Annotated in this window: 13 protein-coding genes and 1 pseudogene; 6 read left to right on the plus strand and 8 right to left on the minus strand. The window is 46.9% G+C overall.

All coding sequences use genetic code 11. From position 1 onward, the window contains the following. Nucleotides 1–80 precede the first annotated feature (80 nt). Nucleotides 81–4334, plus strand: coding sequence for an inverse autotransporter adhesin FdeC (fdeC, locus tag BEB54_RS20870; protein WP_105277155.1), 4254 nt, complete (start codon nucleotides 81–83; stop codon nucleotides 4332–4334). A 120-nt stretch (nucleotides 4335–4454) separates the two neighbouring features. Here the strand turns inward: fdeC and BEB54_RS20875 are convergent, their stop codons facing one another. Continuing rightward, nucleotides 4455–5312, minus strand: coding sequence for a helix-turn-helix domain-containing protein (locus BEB54_RS20875; RefSeq protein ID WP_123059755.1), 858 nt, complete (start codon nucleotides 5310–5312; stop codon nucleotides 4455–4457). A 247-nt stretch (nucleotides 5313–5559) separates the two neighbouring features. On the opposite strand from BEB54_RS20875, the gene BEB54_RS20880 reads away from it, so the two are divergent. Next, a complete protein-coding gene (locus BEB54_RS20880; protein ID WP_123059756.1) occupies nucleotides 5560–6429 on the plus strand; it encodes an aldo/keto reductase in 870 nt (289 codons plus the stop codon). A gap of 159 nt (nucleotides 6430–6588) precedes the next feature. Here the strand turns inward: BEB54_RS20880 and rclC are convergent, their stop codons facing one another. The 3 genes from rclC to rclA form a co-directional block, all read right to left on the minus strand. Further along, on the minus strand, nucleotides 6589–7182 hold the full coding sequence (rclC, locus tag BEB54_RS20885; RefSeq protein WP_001355150.1) for a reactive chlorine species resistance protein RclC: 594 nt from the start codon (nucleotides 7180–7182) through the stop codon (nucleotides 6589–6591). Between the two features lie 11 nt (nucleotides 7183–7193). Continuing rightward, nucleotides 7194–7430 carry a reactive chlorine resistance periplasmic protein RclB gene (gene rclB / locus BEB54_RS20890; RefSeq protein ID WP_000474001.1) on the minus strand — a complete coding sequence of 79 codons (237 nt, stop codon included), beginning with the start codon at nucleotides 7428–7430 and terminating at the stop codon, nucleotides 7194–7196. A 108-nt stretch (nucleotides 7431–7538) separates the two neighbouring features. Next, the gene (gene rclA, locus BEB54_RS20895) at nucleotides 7539–8864 is read right to left on the minus strand and encodes a reactive chlorine resistance oxidoreductase RclA (RefSeq protein ID WP_105282258.1); all 1326 of its coding nucleotides are present in this window, start codon (nucleotides 8862–8864) and stop codon (nucleotides 7539–7541) included. A 225-nt stretch (nucleotides 8865–9089) separates the two neighbouring features. On the opposite strand from rclA, the gene rclR reads away from it, so the two are divergent. From rclR to BEB54_RS20915, 4 genes are all read left to right on the plus strand, one after another. Beyond that, nucleotides 9090–9944 (plus strand): reactive chlorine-specific transcriptional regulator RclR, encoded by an 855-nt coding sequence (rclR, locus tag BEB54_RS20900; protein ID WP_000339584.1) that lies wholly within the window; start codon nucleotides 9090–9092, stop codon nucleotides 9942–9944. A gap of 516 nt (nucleotides 9945–10460) precedes the next feature. After that, the gene (locus tag BEB54_RS20905; protein WP_001102123.1) at nucleotides 10461–11180 is read left to right on the plus strand and encodes a (Fe-S)-binding protein; all 720 of its coding nucleotides are present in this window, start codon (nucleotides 10461–10463) and stop codon (nucleotides 11178–11180) included. A gap of 10 nt (nucleotides 11181–11190) precedes the next feature. After that, nucleotides 11191–12618, plus strand: coding sequence for a LutB/LldF family L-lactate oxidation iron-sulfur protein (locus tag BEB54_RS20910; protein WP_000023919.1), 1428 nt, complete (start codon nucleotides 11191–11193; stop codon nucleotides 12616–12618). Beyond that, nucleotides 12611–13306 carry a LutC/YkgG family protein gene (locus BEB54_RS20915; protein WP_032183351.1) on the plus strand — a complete coding sequence of 232 codons (696 nt, stop codon included), beginning with the start codon at nucleotides 12611–12613 and terminating at the stop codon, nucleotides 13304–13306. Before BEB54_RS20910 ends, BEB54_RS20915 begins: the two co-directional genes overlap by 8 nt. A 242-nt stretch (nucleotides 13307–13548) precedes the next feature. On the opposite strand, the gene ykgH is transcribed toward BEB54_RS20915, so the two are convergent. The 4 genes and pseudogenes from ykgH to BEB54_RS20950 form a co-directional block, all read right to left on the minus strand. Further along, complete coding sequence (ykgH, locus tag BEB54_RS20930) at nucleotides 13549–14217, minus strand: protein YkgH (RefSeq protein ID WP_105277159.1); 669 nt, start codon at nucleotides 14215–14217, stop codon at nucleotides 13549–13551. A 183-nt stretch (nucleotides 14218–14400) separates the two neighbouring features. Continuing rightward, nucleotides 14401–16692: an outer membrane autotransporter HyxB gene (gene hyxB, locus BEB54_RS29740; protein ID WP_265347464.1), complete on the minus strand. Its 2292-nt coding sequence runs from the start codon at nucleotides 16690–16692 to the stop codon at nucleotides 14401–14403. Nucleotides 16693–16733: 41 nt separating this feature from the next. Further along, nucleotides 16734–17495 (minus strand): protein HyxA, encoded by a 762-nt coding sequence (gene hyxA / locus BEB54_RS20945; protein WP_105277160.1) that lies wholly within the window; start codon nucleotides 17493–17495, stop codon nucleotides 16734–16736. A gap of 153 nt (nucleotides 17496–17648) precedes the next feature. Further along, nucleotides 17649–17786 (minus strand): annotated as a pseudogene (locus BEB54_RS20950) (LuxR family transcriptional regulator HyxR); the annotation flags it as partial. Between the last annotated feature and the right edge of the window lie 77 nt (nucleotides 17787–17863).

Genomic DNA, 17863 nt, shown 5'->3' on the forward strand with positions numbered 1-17863 from the left:
TCCCCGGTTTTTCTGACAAGCAGACACCATTATTTGTGTTTGCCTATGTTCGTTAATTCGTTCATCAGGAAATTATCTCAATGTCACGTTATAAAACAGGTCATAAACAACCACGATTTCGTTATTCAGTTCTGGCCCGCTGCGTGGCGTGGGCAAATATCTCTGTTCAGGTTCTTTTCCCACTCGCTGTCACCTTTACCCCAGTAATGGCAGCACGCGCGCAGCATGCGGTTCAGCCACGGTTGAGCATGGAAAATACCACGGTAGCTGCTGATAATAATGTGGAGAAAAATGTCGCATCGTTTGCCGCAAATGCCGGGACATTTTTAAGCAGTCAGCCAGATAGCGATGCGACACGTAACTTTTTTACCGGAATGGCCACAGCTAAAGCTAACCAGGAAATACAGGAGTGGCTCGGGAAATATGGTACTGCGCGCGTCAAACTGAATGTCGATAAAAATTTCTCGCTGAAGGACTCTTCGCTGGAAATGCTTTATCCGATTTATGACACGCCGACAAATATGTTGTTCACTCAGGGGGCAATACATCGTACCGACGATCGTACTCAGTCAAATATTGGTTTTGGCTGGCGTCATTTTTCAGGAAATGACTGGATGGCGGGGGTGAATACTTTTATCGATCATGATTTATCCCGTAGTCATACCCGCATTGGTGTTGGTGCGGAATACTGGCGTGATTATTTGAAACTGAGCGCCAATGGTTATATCCGGGCTTCTGGCTGGAAAAAATCACCGGATGTTGAGGATTATCAGGAACGCCCGGCGAATGGCTGGGATATTCGTGCTGAGGGCTATTTACCTGCCTGGCCGCAGCTTGGCGCAAGCCTGATGTATGAGCAGTATTATGGCGATGAAGTCGGGCTGTTTGGTAAAGATAAACGCCAGAAAGACCCGCATGCTATTTTTGCCGAGGTAACCTATACACCAGTGCCTCTTCTGACCCTGAGTGCCGGGCATAAGCAGGGCAAGAGTGGTGAGAATGACACTCGCTTTGGCCTGGAAGTTAATTATCGGATTGGCGAACCTCTGCAAAAACAACTCGATACAGACAGCATTCGCGAGCGTCGAATGCTGGCAGGCAGCCGCTATGACCTGGTTGAGCGTAATAACAACATCGTTCTTGAGTACCGCAAATCTGAAGTGATCCGTATTGCTCTGCCTGAGCGTATTGAAGGCAAGGGCGGTCAGACACTTTCCCTGGGGCTTGTGGTCAGCAAAGCAACTCACGGACTGAAAAATGTGCAGTGGGAAGCGCCGTCATTACTGGCTGAAGGTGGCAAAATTACCGGTCAGGGTAGTCAGTGGCAAGTGACGCTCCCGGCTTATCAGGCAGGCAAAGACAATTATTATGCGATTTCAGCAGTTGCCTACGATAACAAAGGCAATGCCTCGAAACGTGTGCAGACAGAAGTGGTTATTAGCGGAGCTGGTATGAGCGCCGATCGTACGGCGTTAACGCTTGACGGTCAGAGCCGTATTCAAATGCTTGCTAACGGTAATGAGCAAAAGCCGCTGGTGCTGTCTCTGCGCGACGCCGAGGGCCAGCCAGTCACGGGCATGAAAGATCAGATCAAGACTGAACTAACCTTCAAACCGGCTGGAAATATTGTGACTCGTACCCTGAAGGCCACTAAATCACAGGCAAAGCCAACACTGGGTGAGTTCACCGAAACTGAAGCAGGGGTGTATCAGTCTGTCTTTACTACCGGAACGCAGTCAGGTGAGGCAACGATTACTGTTAGCGTTGATGACATGAGCAAAACTGTCACTGCAGAACTGCGGGCCACGATGATGGATGTGGCAAACTCCACCCTGAGCGCTAACGAGCCGTCAGGTGATGTGGTTGCTGATGGTCAGCAAACCTACACGCTGACGCTGACTGCGGTGGACTCCGAGGGTAATCCGGTGACGGGAGAAGCCAGCCGCCTGCGACTTGTTCCGCAAGACACTAATGGTGTTACCGTTGGTGCCATTTCGGAAATAAAACCAGGGGTTTACAGCGCCACGGTTTCTTCGACCCGTGCCGGAAACGTTGTTGTGCGTGCCTTCAGCGAGCAGTATCAGCTGGGCACATTACAACAAACGCTGAAGTTCGTTGCCGGGCCGCTTGATGCAGCACATTCGTCCATCACCCTGAATCCTGATAAACCGGTGGTCGGCGGTACAGTTACGGCAATCTGGACGGCAAAAGATGCCAATGACAACCCTGTAACAGGCCTCAATCCGGATGCACCGTCATTATCGGGCGCAGCAGCTGCTGGTTCTACGGCATCTGGCTGGACAAATAATGGTGATGGGACGTGGACTGCGCAGATTACTCTCGGCTCTACGGCGGGTGAATTAGAAGTTATGCCGAAGCTAAATGGAAAGGATGCGGCAGCGAATGCGGCTAAAGTGACCGTGGTGGCTGATGCGTTATCTTCAGGCCAGTCGACAGTGTCTGTAGCCGCAGATCGCGTAAAAGCAGGCGAAAGCACAACCGTGACGCTGGTGGCGAAAGATGCGCATGGCAACGCTATCAGTGGTCTTTCGTTGTCGGCAAGTTTGACGGGGACCGCCTCTGAAGGGGCGACCGTTTCAAGTTGGACCGAAAAAGGTGACGGTTCCTATGTTGCTACGTTGACCACAGGCGGAAAGACGGGCGAGCTTCGTGTCATGCCGCTCTTCAACGGCCAGCCAGCAGCCACCGAAGCCGCGCAGTTGACGGTCATTGCCGGGGAGATGTCATCAGCGAACTCTACGCTTGTTGCGGACAATAAGACTCCAACGGTTAAAACGACGACGGAACTCACCTTCACCGTGAAGGATGCGTACGGGAACCCGGTCACCGGGCTGAAGCCAGATGCACCAGTGTTTAGCGGTGCCGCCAGCACGGGATCAGAGCGACCTTCAGCAGGAAGCTGGACAGAGCAAAGTAATGGGGTCTACGTGGCGACCTTAACGCTGGGATCGGCTGCAGGTCAGTTGTCTGTCATGCCACGCGTGAACGGCCAAAATGCCGTTGCTCAGCCATTGGTGCTGAATGTTGCAGGCGACGCTTCCCGGGCAGTGATCAGTGATATGGCGGTGAAGGTGAATAACCAACTGGCAAATGGACAGTCTGCTAACCAGGTAACCCTGACCGTCGTGGACAGCTATGGTAACCCGTTGCAGGGGCAAGAAGTTACGCTGACTTTACCGCAGGGTGTGACTAGCAAGACGGGGAATACAGTAACAACCAATGCGGCAGGTAAAGCGGATATTGAGTTGATATCAACCGTTGCAGGGGAACTTGAAATCGCGGCCGCGGTGAAAAACTCTCAGAAGACGGTCACGGTGAAATTCAACGCGGATGCCAGCTCCGGTCAGGCAAACCTGCAGGTAGACACCGCCGTTCAAAAAGTGGCAAACGGCAAAGATGCCTTTACGCTGACGGCGACCGTTGAGGATAAAAACGGTAACCCTGTTCCAGGAACTCTGGTGACATTTAATCTGCCCCGGGGTGTCAAGCCGCTTACTGGCGATAATGTCTGGGTGAAAGCCAACGATGAGGGGAAAGCAGAGTTGCAGGTGGTTTCAGTGACTGCCGGAACGTATGAGATCACGGCATCGGCAGGGAATAGCCAGCCTTCGAATACGCAGACTATAACGTTTGTAGCCGATAAGGCTACCGCAACCGTCTCCAGTATTGAGGTGATTGGCAACTATGCACTGGCGGACGGCAAAGCCAAACAAACGTATAAAGTTACGGTGACTGATGCCAATAAGAATTTGGTGAAAGATAGCGAAGTGACGCTGACCGCCAGCCCGGCTTCGTTAAACCTGGAACCGAATGGCACTGCGACAACGAATGAGCAAGGGCAGGCTATTTTCACCGCCACCACGACTGTTGCGGCGACATATACACTCACGGCGCAAGTGAGTCAGAACAACGGTCAGGTATCAACGAAAACCGCCGAAGCTAAATTCGTCGCGGATGATAAAAACGCGCAGCTCACCGCATCATCTAATGTGCCTTCGCTGGTGGCGGATGGGAAATCGACTGCGAAGCTGGAGGTGACCCTGATGTCGGCAAATAACCCCGTTGGCGGGAATATGTGGGTCGACATTCAGACGCCGGAAGGGGTGACGGAGAAGGATTATCAGTTCCTGCCGTCGAAAAATGACCATTTCGTGAGCGGAAAAATCACGCGTACATTTAGTACCAGCAAGCCTGGTGTCTATACGTTCACATTTAACGCCCTGACCTATGGCGGGTACGAAATGAAGCCAGTGACGGTGACCATTACCGCGGTGGATGCCAATACGGCAACGGGCGAGGAGGCGATGAAATAATATTAAGAGTATGAAAGTAACATTCTAATAAACAATAATGGCGTTGACATCTTCAACGCCATTATTTATTGAATTGCCTGACAGTAGTCTTGTTATAAATTCATTTAGACATAGCGATAACTAAACCGGACGAACAGGGATAAATATTTCGCAAACAACATCATTGCTATCCTTTTCTACGAAATCTTCATTGTAATAAAATCGCTCAATATCACTGCCGTTCACTCTGGCTAACCCCCTGGCAGGTAATTCCATCAGATAGAGGTTTCGCGCCCATTCAGGGTAGTGCTCCCACTCACCTTCATAGAGGAAAGAGGCATACAGTCCTCGGTTAATTGTCCACTCTTTCGACATCTCTGAATCGGTTTGTTTGCATACCGTACCGGCAAAAGTTTCAACTGTGAGCAAATCGACCGATTTTGTTGACGGTTCGAACGTGGAGACGAAATAGATATCCGTCTTAAAATTCTTCATACATCTGGCTAAATGATGACGTCGCAGTTTGACTTCTTCATCCGGTGATTTATTCGACACTTCAATATCATATTTAAATGAATTGCCAAAAATAGGTGTCTCAGGAAAGTTGACTAATCTACACTCCGTCTTTTGCTGTTGACGTATTAAAAAAGAAGGGAAGATATTTGCGAGATCCCAATAATCACGGTGGCGGTATTCACGGGGAGAGCAGCCGAATAACTTTTTAAATTCGCGGCTGAATGACTGCTGTGAATCAAAATGCAAAGAGAGTGCAATATCAAGCATTGATTTCGCGGTGAGCCGGACAAGAATGGCAGCACGACAAAGCCTTCGTTTGCGAATGTATTCTCCCAAAGGTACATGCATGAAATTTCGGAACAGAAGCTGGATGTTGCGTCTGCTGTAGCCAGATTTCTGTGCGATATCTTCGATTGAAATAGGGTGCTCAAGATTGCACTCAATCCACTCCAGGAGCTGCTGTAGAATCTTCTGCCTGATCATCACATTCTCCGTTAATTCTTTGTCATATCGCACATTTTCGTTATGCCCAGGGCCCTAAGTGTATCAAAAACAGCAAGGGCGAAGGCAAAAGCACTGGTAGCGTCTGCTTCATTGCCCCAAAAATAGAGAGGTTTCCGTCCTACATTATTAATGAATTTTTTGCATAAGTGATATCAAAATCCACATACTAATTTGAGGTTACGTTTTAACGTAGACTCATTGTTCATACCTAATGGAGGGACTGACAGTGGAATTTTCCGTATTAAGTAACAATCTGAAAATGCCGATGATGGGATTTGGTGTTTTTCAGGTTACCGATAAAAACGTGTGCAAACAGTCAGTGTTGAACGCTATCCGCACGGGTTATCGACTCATCGACACTGCAGCGGTATACGGTAATGAAGATGCCGTCGGTGAAGCCGTTCGTGAAGCTATATCTGAAGGTTTATGTACCCGAGATGAGTTATTTATAACGTCTAAATTGTGGGTGCAGGATATGTTGAATCAGGATATTGCAGCAGCAGGTATTGAAGAATCATTAAAAAAATCGGGACTAGAATACTTCGATCTCTATTTATTACACCAGGCCATGCGCGATTATTTTAGTGCGTGGCGTGCACTCGAAGATGCCTATGAAGAGGGAAAATTAAAAGCGATTGGGGTTTCCAATTTCTACCCTCATGTTCTGGCGAACTTTTGTGAGACGGTAAGAGTTAAACCGATGGTCAACCAGGTCGAGTTGCATCCCTATTTTGCCCAACCAGAGGCGCTGGCAACCATGAAGTATTATAACGTGCAGCCTGAAGCATGGGCTCCGTTAGGCGGTGGAAGACATAAACCCTTTGAAAATAGTCTGCTTCAGAATATTGCAGATGCCCATCAAAAATCGATTTCTCAGGTCATTCTGCGTTGGAATATTCAACGGGGAGTGGTCGTTATTCCGAAATCGACACATCAACAGCGTATCGAAGAAAATTTTGCTATCTGGGATTTCTCACTGACAGAGAAAGAAATGGCGCAAATTAGTTCGCTTGATTTGGGTTATGTTGGGGAATCGGTAAAACATTTTAATCCTGAGTTTGTTCGTGGTTGTCTTGCTGTAAAAATACATGATTGATATTAATCACTTATTTTACCTGAGACGACAAGAATCTTTTAACAGGGGAGTGATATTGATCTTCACTCTGTCATATCTCCGGTAATATGGCGTCAGGCTTCATCATCAGAAAGGGAGCCTGACGCCTGAAAAAGTGAACAACAGACAGTGTTCGGATTATCAATATTCAGTTTTTAACGTTGAACTGGATTCATTACTGCGTTGTTTAAGAATATCCCGCGCCGAATCTGCCATTATCATGACAGCACCTGCCAGCATCAGAGTATCTTTCAATACCAGGCGACCAGCACCAGATAAATAAGGGAAACCATGATGAGCGTCACCCAATGCGGGTACCCATGCCTCCGGGGTGGTGATTAAAAATGAGAGTGTTACCAACGGTGTGGTAAATGCCATCAGCCCTCCCAATAAACCTAACCAGCGATTGACAGGATTAGCCAAAACCAGCAGAGCAATAATCACCTCCACGACGCCAAGACCGTTGGAAAAACCATAGGTATTATTGGCCGATTGCCATGCCCTTGCTTCTGGTTTGTATTCGCCTTCGTGAGTCAGATACTGTTTATAGTCTTCCGGGTGTTCATAAAAGAACGACATTAGTGGACTGTTTGCGACGAATGGTGTAATGCTGTCTGCCTCGTAAGGGACAAACTTTAATAACCCAATCCACATAAAAACAATCGCAATACTCAGACGAATCAATGTCAGGCCAATTTTATCTCCCCGACTTAACAGGTGCAGGTATTTTTCCATTGTGAACATTCTTATTTATACAATACTGCTGTTGCGGTTGAATTATTATCAATTCGCATCGATGTGACTTTCCAGGATGAAGCATTATATTTTCTGGCTATATCAGCAATGGCATCCTCCAGAACTGTCGGTGATGCTGATACTGACGAGACGCTGATATGTTTCAGAATTATTTTATCATCTGCATTGGTGGAAAATGCCATAACGCCAGATAATAGTGTTGCAAATAAAACAGGTTTTTTAAACATATAAAATACCATCAATGAAGTGATTAAGAAGTTATATAATAACAAGGAATTAATAAGATTCTTTTCTCTGAGACGCCAGAATATTTGTCCTGGCGTCTGATTTTGAGTTTATTTGACTAATGAAAATAGATCATTGAGTGATTCGCTCATCGACGGATGAGTAAATATCTGATCGCGTAATATGCTATAAGGCAGCCCGGCATCCATCACCATTTTCACTATATTAATCATCTCGTGGGAGTCAACACACAGCAGTGATGCCCCTAATATACGTTGGGTTTTATTATCAACAATCGCTTTTAATACCCCACGGGTATCGTTCATCACTCTGGCGCGCGGAATTGCAGCTACAGGCAATGTCACCACCTGAATATCAGCACCACTCTCTCTGGCTTGTTCTTCTGTCATACCAACCCTGGAAAGGGGCGGTGTCATAAATACGGAATAAGGCACATTTTTCCGATCATCAGTACTACGTTTGCCTTCACCCAGTAACTCATCACGTACAATGCGGTAATCATCCAGTGATATGTAAGTAAATTGCAGCCCGCCGGTAACATCTCCCATCGCCCAAATATTGTCTGCGGTGGTATGTAATTGCTTGTCAACGACAATTGCCCCGCGCTCGTTTACTGCGATACCGGCATTTTCTGGATGTAACGAAGCGGTAGCCGGTTGACGACCGGAAGCGATTAACAGTGCATCCACCGCCAGTTGGGCGTGCTCGCTATGCACTTGCACTTGATTTTCATGGTGACTGATTCGCTCCACATGGGTATTGAGGATAATATCGACGCCCTGATCGCGTAAAATCGTCGCGATATTATCAGCAATATCCCGATCTTCCCGAGGCAAAAACAGCGAAGCTGCCTCTAAAATGGTTACTTTGCTGCCAAAATTAGCGAACATAGAGGCGAACTCAACGCCAATATATCCGCTGCCCAAAATACCTAAATGCCCAGGCAATTCTTTTAGATTAAGTAATCCGGTGCTGTCATATACACCAGGCGTGGTGGTAATTCCAGGAATTGGCGGAACCACGGCTTGTGCACCGGTATTAATAAAAATTTTCTCGCCATGAATCTCCAGATTTCCCCCAGGCCGATGAACACGCAGACTATGATTATTGATAAACTCCGCCTGGCCGTCGATCACGTCGATATTGGGCATATCCGCAAGATTATGATAATTCTTATTACGTAAAAAATTAACCACTTCATTTTTACGCTGTATGGCACGGACAAAATCTGTGTGCTGCTGTGCGTCATGAACCAATGTTTTGGTTGGGATACAGCCGATATTAATACAGGTCCCGCCATACATTGCATTTGATTGTTCGATGAGAGCCACACGCCAACCTGCTTTTGCCAGCGTGACGGCTAATGTTTTTCCAGCCTTGCCAAAACCAATAATAACTGCCTGATATTTATTCATGATGATTTCCTGTCGAAACGCGTTCATTTGACATCATGACTATAGACGCAAAAGAGCAAATAACATTTCTTCACAACGCTTGATATTTTGTCTTATCGTCTGGTATTTTCTTTTTCTTAATCAGAATCACAAAACAAAAATCATGATTAACCATTTGATGGTATTAGATTAATTATTGTCTAAGATTGTTGGTGTTTGTAATCAAAAACCACTCAGGAGTCTGATATGGATGCCCTTAGCCGTTTGTTGATGCTTAACGCTCCACAAGGAACGATCGATAAGAATTGCGTGTTAGGAAGTGACTGGCAGCTTCCACATGGTGCCGGGGAATTATCGGTTATTCGTTGGCATGCGTTAACGCAAGGAGCGGCGAAGCTGGAAATGCCGACGGGGGAGATTTTTACATTACGCCCGGGAAATGTGGTCCTGCTACCACAAAATTCAGCTCATCGCCTGAGTCATGTCGATAATGAATCGACCTGTATTGTCTGCGGCACTCTTCGGCTGCAACATTCGGCGCGTTATTTTTTAACGTCTTTGCCGGAAACGCTGTTTTTAGCACCGGTTAACCACAGCGTGGAATATAACTGGCTGAGGGAGGCGATCCCGTTTTTACAACAGGAGTCCAAATCGGCAATGCCGGGAGTGGATGCACTGTGTAGCCAGATCTGCGCTACATTCTTTACCCTCGCGGTGCGTGAGTGGATTGCACAGGTTAATACTGAGAAAAACATTCTCAGTTTGCTTCTGCATCCACGTCTTGGTGCGGTAATACAGCAAATGCTGGAAATGCCAGGACACGCCTGGACCGTCGAATCGCTGGCCAGCATCGCCCACATGTCCCGGGCAAGTTTTGCCCAGCTTTTCCGTGATGTTTCCGGAACCACGCCGCTGGCTGTATTAACAAAGTTGCGTCTACAAATAGCGGCCCAGATGTTTTCCCGGGAAACGTTCCCTGTTGTGGTGATCGCTGAGTCAGTAGGCTATGCCAGTGAATCATCTTTTCACAAGGCGTTTGTCCGCGAGTTTGGTTGTACCCCGGGAGAATATCGGGAAAGAGTCAGACAGCTTGCACCCTGAATAAAACCGCCAGGAATCGGAGCAAAGATAATCAGCATTCCGGGTGTTGTGAGCCTTTCAACTATTTCTATTTCCAACAGTGTTTTATATGTTTTTTTGAAGAATGCAGGCCCAGTATGTAAATAAAAACGCAAACTAAATTGCTTTAATTAAATAAAATGCCGACTATTACTTGATACCTGATTATTGCCGGTGATTTTGTTAGTACACCATCATTGTATATCTCAACAACCCCTGAATAAGTAGCTCTGAATAGGTATAAGGGATGTGGCCTTTTTAAATGAATTTCTTATGCCAAAAATGATCGTCGATTTCCCTATAAAATGTGAGCGATGCCGAAAGAAATAAAATTAGTTATTGCATTTGAAGTTTGGATGAAAGATTATCATTTGTCATACAAATGAGGGGTGGTATGTTGCTAGCCAATTAAAAAAGAACGCCATATTTATTGATGATTGATCCCCTGGTGGGGGAACCATCGGGCATAAATGGGCATGAAGTAATGGAGTATTAGTTGTGAATGTCAATTTCTTTGTCACCTGTATTGGTGACGCCCTGAAATCAAGAATGGCACGAGACTCCGTGCTGCTACTGGAAAAACTCGGCTGTCGCGTAAATTTCCCGGAGAAACAGGGATGCTGCGGTCAGCCTGCGATCAATAGTGGTTATATCAAAGAAGCGATTCCAGGGATGAAAAATCTGATCGCCGCACTGGAGGATAACGACGATCCCATTATTTCACCGGCTGGCTCCTGTACCTATGCCGTAAAAAGTTACCCAACGTATCTGGCGGATGAGCCTGAATGGGCATCACGTGCCGAAAAGGTTGCCGCGCGTATGCAGGATCTCACCTCTTTTATTGTTAATACATTAGGGGTAGTCGATGTAGGTGCCAGTTTGCAAGGGAGAGCGGTGTATCACCCATCTTGTAGCCTGGCCCGTAAGCTGGGGGTGAAGGACGAGCCACTTACGCTGCTGAAAAATGTGCGTGGACTGGAGCTGTTGACCTTTGCTGAACAGGATACCTGCTGCGGATTTGGCGGCACGTTCTCGGTCAAAATGGCCGAAATATCCGGCGAGATGGTGAAAGAAAAGGTTGCGCACCTGATGGAAGTCCGCCCTGAGTATTTAATTGGTGCTGACGTGAGTTGCCTGCTGAACATCAGTGGACGATTACAACGGGAAGGGCAGAAAGTCAAAGTGATGCATATTGCTGAAGTGCTGATGAGCCGCTGAGGATATAAAGATGTCGATCAAAACCAGTAATACAGATTTTAAGACACGCATCCGTCAGCAAATTGAAGATCCGATCATGCGCAAAGCGGTGGCAAACGCGCAGCAGCGTATTGGGGCAAATCGGCAAAAAATGGTCGATGAATTGGGGCACTGGGAGGAGTGGCGCGATCGGGCCGCCCAGATACGTGATCATGTTCTGAGTAATCTCGACGCTTATCTGTACCAGCTCTCTGAAAAAGTGACGCAAAACGGCGGTCACGTCTATTTTGCAAAAACCAAAGAAGACGCCACCCGCTACATTTTACAGGTCGCCCAACGCAAAAATGCCCGGAAGGTGGTGAAATCTAAATCGATGGTGACCGAAGAGATTGGTGTCAATCATGTGTTGCAGGATGCTGGTATTCAGGTGATTGAAACCGATCTGGGTGAATACATTCTCCAGCTGGATCAAGATCCGCCCTCTCATGTTGTGGTCCCGGCAATTCATAAAGATCGCCATCAGATCCGTCGAGTGCTACACGAACGTCTGGGCTATGAGGGGCCGGAAACGCCTGAAGCGATGACCTTATTCATTCGGCAAAAAATCCGCGAAGATTTCCTCAGTGCTGAAATAGGTATTACCGGCTGTAATTTCGCGGTGGCAGAGACCGGTTCGGTATGCCTGGTGACCAATGAAGGTAATGCGCGAATGTGTACCACGCTGCCTAAAACGCATATTGCAGTGATGGGAATGGAGCGTATTGCCCCCACGTTTGCCGAGGTAGATGTATTGATCACCATGCTGGCGCGCAGTGCCGTTGGTGCACGTTTGACGGGATACAACACCTGGCTGACAGGACCGCGCGAAGCGGGGCACGTTGATGGTCCTGAAGAGTTTCATCTGGTTATTGTCGATAACGGGCGTTCTGAGGTGCTGGCTTCTGAATTTCGGGATGTGCTGCGCTGTATTCGCTGCGGGGCTTGTATGAATACTTGTCCGGCATATCGCCATATTGGCGGTCATGGATATGGCTCTATTTATCCAGGGCCAATTGGTGCGGTGATTTCTCCGCTACTTGGCGGCTATAAAGATTTTAAAGATTTACCCTACGCCTGCTCTTTATGCACCGCTTGTGACAGCGTGTGTCCGGTGCGTATTCCGCTGTCAAAACTGATTTTGCGTCATCGTCGGGTGATGGCTGAAAAAGGGATCACCGCAAAAGCAGAGCAACGGGCGATAAAAATGTTCGCTTATGCCAATAGTCATCCAGGATTGTGGAAAGTCGGGATGATGGCTGGTGCTCATGCGGCAAGCTGGTTTATCAATGGCGGCAAAACACCACTCAAATTTGGCGCGATTAGCGACTGGATGGAAGCACGCGATCTTCCTGAAGCTGACGGAGAGAGTTTCCGTAGTTGGTTTAAGAAACATCAGGCGCAGGAGAAAAAGAATGGATAATCGGAGCGAATTTTTGAATAACGTTGCTCAGGCACTGGGTCGCCCGCAGCGACTTGAACCGCAAGCAGAAGATGCGCCGCTTAACAACTATGCTAACGAGCGGCTTACCGAACTTAACCAACAGCAGCGCTGTGACGCGTTTATCCAGTTTGCCAGCGATGTTATGTTGACGCGCTGTGAACTGACCAGCGAGGCGCAGGCCGCAGAAGCTGCAATATGTCTGTGTAAAGAGCTGGGAGAGCAGTCGGTCGTGATTAGCGGTGACACGAGGCTGGAGGAATTGGGGATTAGCGAACGTTTGCAGCAGGAATGCAATGCCGTTGTTTGGGATCCGGCGAAAGGTATTGAGAACATATCACAAGCAGAGCAGGCTAAAGTGGGCGTCGTGTATGCTGAATATGGTTTAACCGAATCGGGTGGCGTGGTTCTTTTTTCCGCCGCCGGGCGCGGGCGTTCATTGAGCCTGCTCCCGGAATCTTCTCTTTTTATCCTGCGTAAAAGCACAATCCTGCCGCGTGTAGCGCAACTCGCAGAAAAATTGCATCAGAAAGCGCAGGCCGGTGAACGAATGCCGTCATGTATTAACATCATCAGTGGTCCTAGTTCAACGGCGGACATTGAGCTTATCAAAGTCGTCGGGGTTCATGGTCCGGTGAAAGCGGTGTATCTGATTATTGAGGATTGCTGAGAGAGATATGAAGTCTGGACATAAACCTGAAGGCGGTATACGAGGTTGTGAATAGCGTTAAGGACAACCTGACTTAACCCCGTTCCGTCATGGTTATGCTGCTCTTCTGTAAATATCCTGACATTAATAATGCCAGGATATTTACAGTGAAAAAGACAGGAATCCATTCCTGAAGACGGGCTCCCTTCCCGGTCATTGTCACTTCAGCTTTATACAGGCACTCTCTATCAGAATGCTGTTTATTACTGCCCAGAGTTTTGTTTGTATTCATCTACCATTTTTTTGACAAGGCAAAACATTACAGAAATCACAATGCTTAGAAAAAATCCCAGAATCAGGCAAATGGCAGCAGGATATTTACTTTTTATTTCCGGTGAGCTTATGGTTACACAGCCATCACCGTTCGGATACAATGACCAGTTCCTGGTCAGGTATATCATTTTTGTATAAAGCTCACTGTTAATTGCTGAAGGTGTTTGTATCTCATCGAGAACTTGCCTGCCATTATGGTATTCTGACGCATACCATTTGATGATAGACGCCTGCACGCGAGATATTTCCGCTTCAGCAGTTGGTAAATCTCTCTTATCTCCTGACCATTCCAGCTTTATTTCTCTGTTCTTGACATCTGGGCTGGTGTGAAAAAATGTAGTAATTCGCTGAATAACATCTTCAGTCATTGTGGTCTGACAGGCAAAGTTATTATTGCTATCACAGCTAACAAGTATGCCTGGTGTTGTCTGGTTTATTTTTAGACTGTAAGTCACTTTTATATTATCTTTATTGATATACAGAAACAACAGCACCATTGCCATACAGATAGCTATAATAAAAAGGATAACACGAATCTTTTTCTTCAGATAAAATAAAATCTCAATCAGATCGATATCCTGTTTGATTTGTTCATTCATAATATATCCAGAAAATGAAATCTGTCGCAGATAAGATTGTATTAATAGTCTGTATCAGGAATGTTCAGGGTAAATATCAGCAAAAAACCAGCATCATGAATACTGGATATTTATGGCCTGCAGGCAGCATACTGCTGCCTGCAGGGGGTATAACAGTCGACAGGGGAACCGACTGCTTTATTCTTACCAGGTCACATTGATACCAACTACACCCTGTAGCGGGTTCTCAATGTCGTCACCTTTGGTGTAGTCAAGGCTTGCATATGCTCCCATGTTTTTGGTGATATCAGCCTGTACACCTGCACCCACGCGGAATGCTGCACCGTCAATGCTTGCATTGACAGACTCATCACCCAGACGGACTTTGTTGCCATCAGAGAATTCGTTCAGTGCGGCCAGATTCAGATAAGGTTTAATGGTCGCGTTGCCCACAGCGAAGTCATAACCCACGCGCGTACCGGCCTCACCCAGCACAGAGTTATAGCTGTCAGAATGAACGTCCACGCCGTTGAGCTGATAATCCACACCTTCCAGAGTCAGAGCAGACAGTTTGGCATATGGCTGAATAAACAGGCCATTACCGTCTTCCCAGGTGTAACCACCTTTAACCATCGCACCGAAACCATTGGTGTTAAAGTCAGCTTTGATGGTACCGCCACCATTCATCAGGCGAACATCTGCCGTGTTGCTGTAATGACCAAACTGTGCAGCAGTATCAATGAAGATACCGTTGTTATACTGGCGGCTCAGGTAAGCGTGGAAGCTGTAACCTTCAGTGTCACCTTTGCTCTGCATGGTGGTCATGTCACCTTTCGCAGAAGACATCGCCACACCGGCCAGCCAGCTACCATCTTCAGTCATGAAGCGGGTATCACCACCCAGCATTACACCATTTACATCCAGGTCATAGGATGCATTTCCCGCGGTGGTATGTTTCTGTTTACCGCCAAAGTACTGAATCCATACGCCACCCTCGTCATTTTCGCTCAGACGGACAGCATCCTGACGGGCGGAGAGCGTGTCAGCCTGCAGATTAGCGACGTTAGCCGGAGCAGCTGCCATTGCCTGAATCACGGAGCTGGCGTTGGATGCTTTATGCGTGTTTTTTACGAAATAAAAGTTACCATCAGCTCCCTGTGTCAGGTCATATTGATACAGACCACCTTCCGTTGTGCCTGTGGCTTTTAGAGTGCTGTCTTTGCCGGTAGAAATAAATGCCGTTTGTTCATTGATAAGATCCAATGAGCCCGCACTGTAAACACTCAAGTCACCGCTTGCTTTACCGCTAATATCCAGGACGTTTTCAGAAGAGGCATCAACAATCAGTGTGCCGTTTTGAGAAGCAAACGTGCCAGTATTGACTGTAGCCTTCGTGATATTAACCGTACTGTCTTTTACTGCCAGAGCATCAACGGTTGAGGAACCCGTAACATTCCAGACAGACCCGTTTTGCAGAGATACGTTGGCATCTCCTGCCCCTGAAACTTTGCCTTTCCAGACTGAACTATCGGAAAGATTTATATCCAGATCACTACCCGCTTTATCGCCGCTATTGAAGGTATAAGCATTACCTTCCCAGTAAGAGCGGGCAACGTTCATATTTACATTTGTTGTGGTACCGGCTGAATTCTCGCTTGCAGAAAGGGCCAGGACATCAGAGTAGATGGTTGAATCAGCAACAGACAAATTTAAATTTTGCGTTGCTGAACCTTTTCCTTGTGCCGAAGCTGAGGCATAAATTGTTTGTTTATTATTAGCAGCCCCAATTACTGAGCCATCCTTAATATTCAGGTTGACTGTATGAGTTCCCTTATTCTCCTTGGCAATAACTATTGTTTCAATCCGGCCATTAATAATATTTGAGCCAGCAAGGGTAATGTTGTCGGTTGCATCACCGTTAAAACCATTCAATACGCTACCCTTTTGAGCAAAAATTGCCGTAGAGCCGTTGCTGGAACTCTTATTACCTTGAGCGTTTATGGTTGTGCCATTGAGCGTGACATTATTTCCCGTGTCCCCTTCCAGAGATATCCCTGTCGCACTACCTTTTTCATTTTTTGCAACGAAATTACCGCCATTAACAACAACATCGCCAGTAGAAGAAATGACCATTGCAGTCCGGACATAGGTGCCTTCGCCTTGAGCTGTGATGGTGGAGCCTGTAGCATTAATCACAACATTTTTGTCACCGCTAACTTTTACACCTTCAACTAAACCTTGGTCTACCGTTGATGTGGCGGTAATATCATGACCACCCAAAGTAACATTAAGGTCTTTATCTTTCGCATTAATTGTTGCGGCTGTAATCTGTGTAGTACCACTAATAACAACATCTTGTTTCAGAGTTGTATTATCTTTATCCAATGTAACCGAATCAGTTGATACCGCTTTATCAGCAGCGAATGCTGGTGCAGAAAGAGCCATAACAATAGCTGTCGCTAATGCGCTGCGGTAAAATGCCTTACTGTTTTTCATGAAGAAATTCTCCATTCTGGTAACTAATTTCAATTTCCCACTTATTTATATTTATGCAGAGATAAAGCCTGCGTCCCTGCATTTACCACCACGGAATACCTGTTGGTATTTCCGTTTTCACGCAATGTCATGGCATTCGTTGTTTCCAATGCGTTTCCATCACCGTGAAATTTATTGCTGCCAAGCAGCAGGGCTTCCCGCAATGACATGCTGTCCGGTATTCCCCAACGCTTTTTTAGCGACTGCTCGGTAAGCCATATCTGTCTTATCCCCGTTTTGAGAAACTGCGCACTGTATTCCAAGCTGTGTCCGGCAAGAAGCAACGACAACACCTTCTTTTGCTTTTCCGGGAAGCGTTCTGACATGACGATTGTCTTTGTGCGGTTATTCACCTCTTTCATAAAGACAGAGTAACTGTCCATAACTGGCAAAATTTCTGCATGTTTCAGCCCTGAAAACCCACCAGAGGTATTTGCAATACTGATGACATGCTCTACTGACATTCCTGGTTTCAGTAACCTCAGGTTTTTGAGAACGCCAGAAATACTCACATCCGGTGGCAGAAAAAAGGGCGCGACGCACAACACCACCACGAATGAGTGATCCCGATAAAATCGGAACCACATTTCAGCGCATTCGGCAGGTCGCCCTGCCGATATCACGACACTCTGTGGCCTGTGCCGCAATTTATTGCGTAACTCCTCTTCTGTTCCAATGCAGGTAACATTGCCGACAGAACCGGTTGATAGAGCTGCGAACTGCGCTGGTACAATTCCTGAGGGACAGAAAAGAACGAAACGCATCCTTCCCTCACAGATGTCAGTACGCCAGCACGCTGTACAGGCTGTACAGCGTGCCTCCCAATCCTGCAGCCCAGAGCAGTAGAAATATTTTGGCTCCTACACTGTAGCGAGTCCGTATGCGCCGCAGTGGGGGGTAGTAACAACGCTGCTGTGTCATAACAATCCTGGTCTTTTTTTAGACATATTTTTTCTTTGTCCGGAAAGTACTTTTCCGGAAATGGCGTCAGAATTTATTGATTCACCAACGGCAACTTTCTCTGGATAAAGAATTCCGGATACCATGTTCTGCACTGGATTTGCCCCTATATTTCCAGACACCTGTTATCACTTAACCCATTACTGGCTTGCTGCCGTAGATATTCCCGTGG

The sequence above is a fragment of the Escherichia sp. MOD1-EC6021 genome (assembly GCF_002965245.1).
In the GTDB taxonomy this organism is placed as follows: Bacteria; Pseudomonadota; Gammaproteobacteria; order Enterobacterales; family Enterobacteriaceae; genus Escherichia; species Escherichia coli_F.

Bases quoted from the DNA above. Each gene is read 5' to 3' on its own strand.
- rclA (WP_105282258.1), bottom strand. From the start codon at position 8,864: ATGAATAAATATCAGGCAGTTATTATTGGTTTTGGCAAGGCTGGAAAA.
- rclB (WP_000474001.1), bottom strand. From the start codon at position 7,430: ATGTTTAAAAAACCTGTTTTATTTGCAACACTATTATCTGGCGTTATG.
- rclC (WP_001355150.1), bottom strand. From the start codon at position 7,182: ATGGAAAAATACCTGCACCTGTTAAGTCGGGGAGATAAAATTGGCCTG.
- hyxB (WP_265347464.1), bottom strand. From the start codon at position 16,692: ATGAAAAACAGTAAGGCATTTTACCGCAGCGCATTAGCGACAGCTATT.
- BEB54_RS20915 (WP_032183351.1), top strand. From the start codon at position 12,611: ATGGATAATCGGAGCGAATTTTTGAATAACGTTGCTCAGGCACTGGGT.
- BEB54_RS20910 (WP_000023919.1), top strand. From the start codon at position 11,191: ATGTCGATCAAAACCAGTAATACAGATTTTAAGACACGCATCCGTCAG.
- hyxA (WP_105277160.1), bottom strand. From the start codon at position 17,495: ATGCGTTTCGTTCTTTTCTGTCCCTCAGGAATTGTACCAGCGCAGTTC.
- ykgH (WP_105277159.1), bottom strand. From the start codon at position 14,217: ATGAATGAACAAATCAAACAGGATATCGATCTGATTGAGATTTTATTT.
- fdeC (WP_105277155.1), top strand. From the start codon at position 81: ATGTCACGTTATAAAACAGGTCATAAACAACCACGATTTCGTTATTCA.
- rclR (WP_000339584.1), top strand. From the start codon at position 9,090: ATGGATGCCCTTAGCCGTTTGTTGATGCTTAACGCTCCACAAGGAACG.
- BEB54_RS20875 (WP_123059755.1), bottom strand. From the start codon at position 5,312: ATGATCAGGCAGAAGATTCTACAGCAGCTCCTGGAGTGGATTGAGTGC.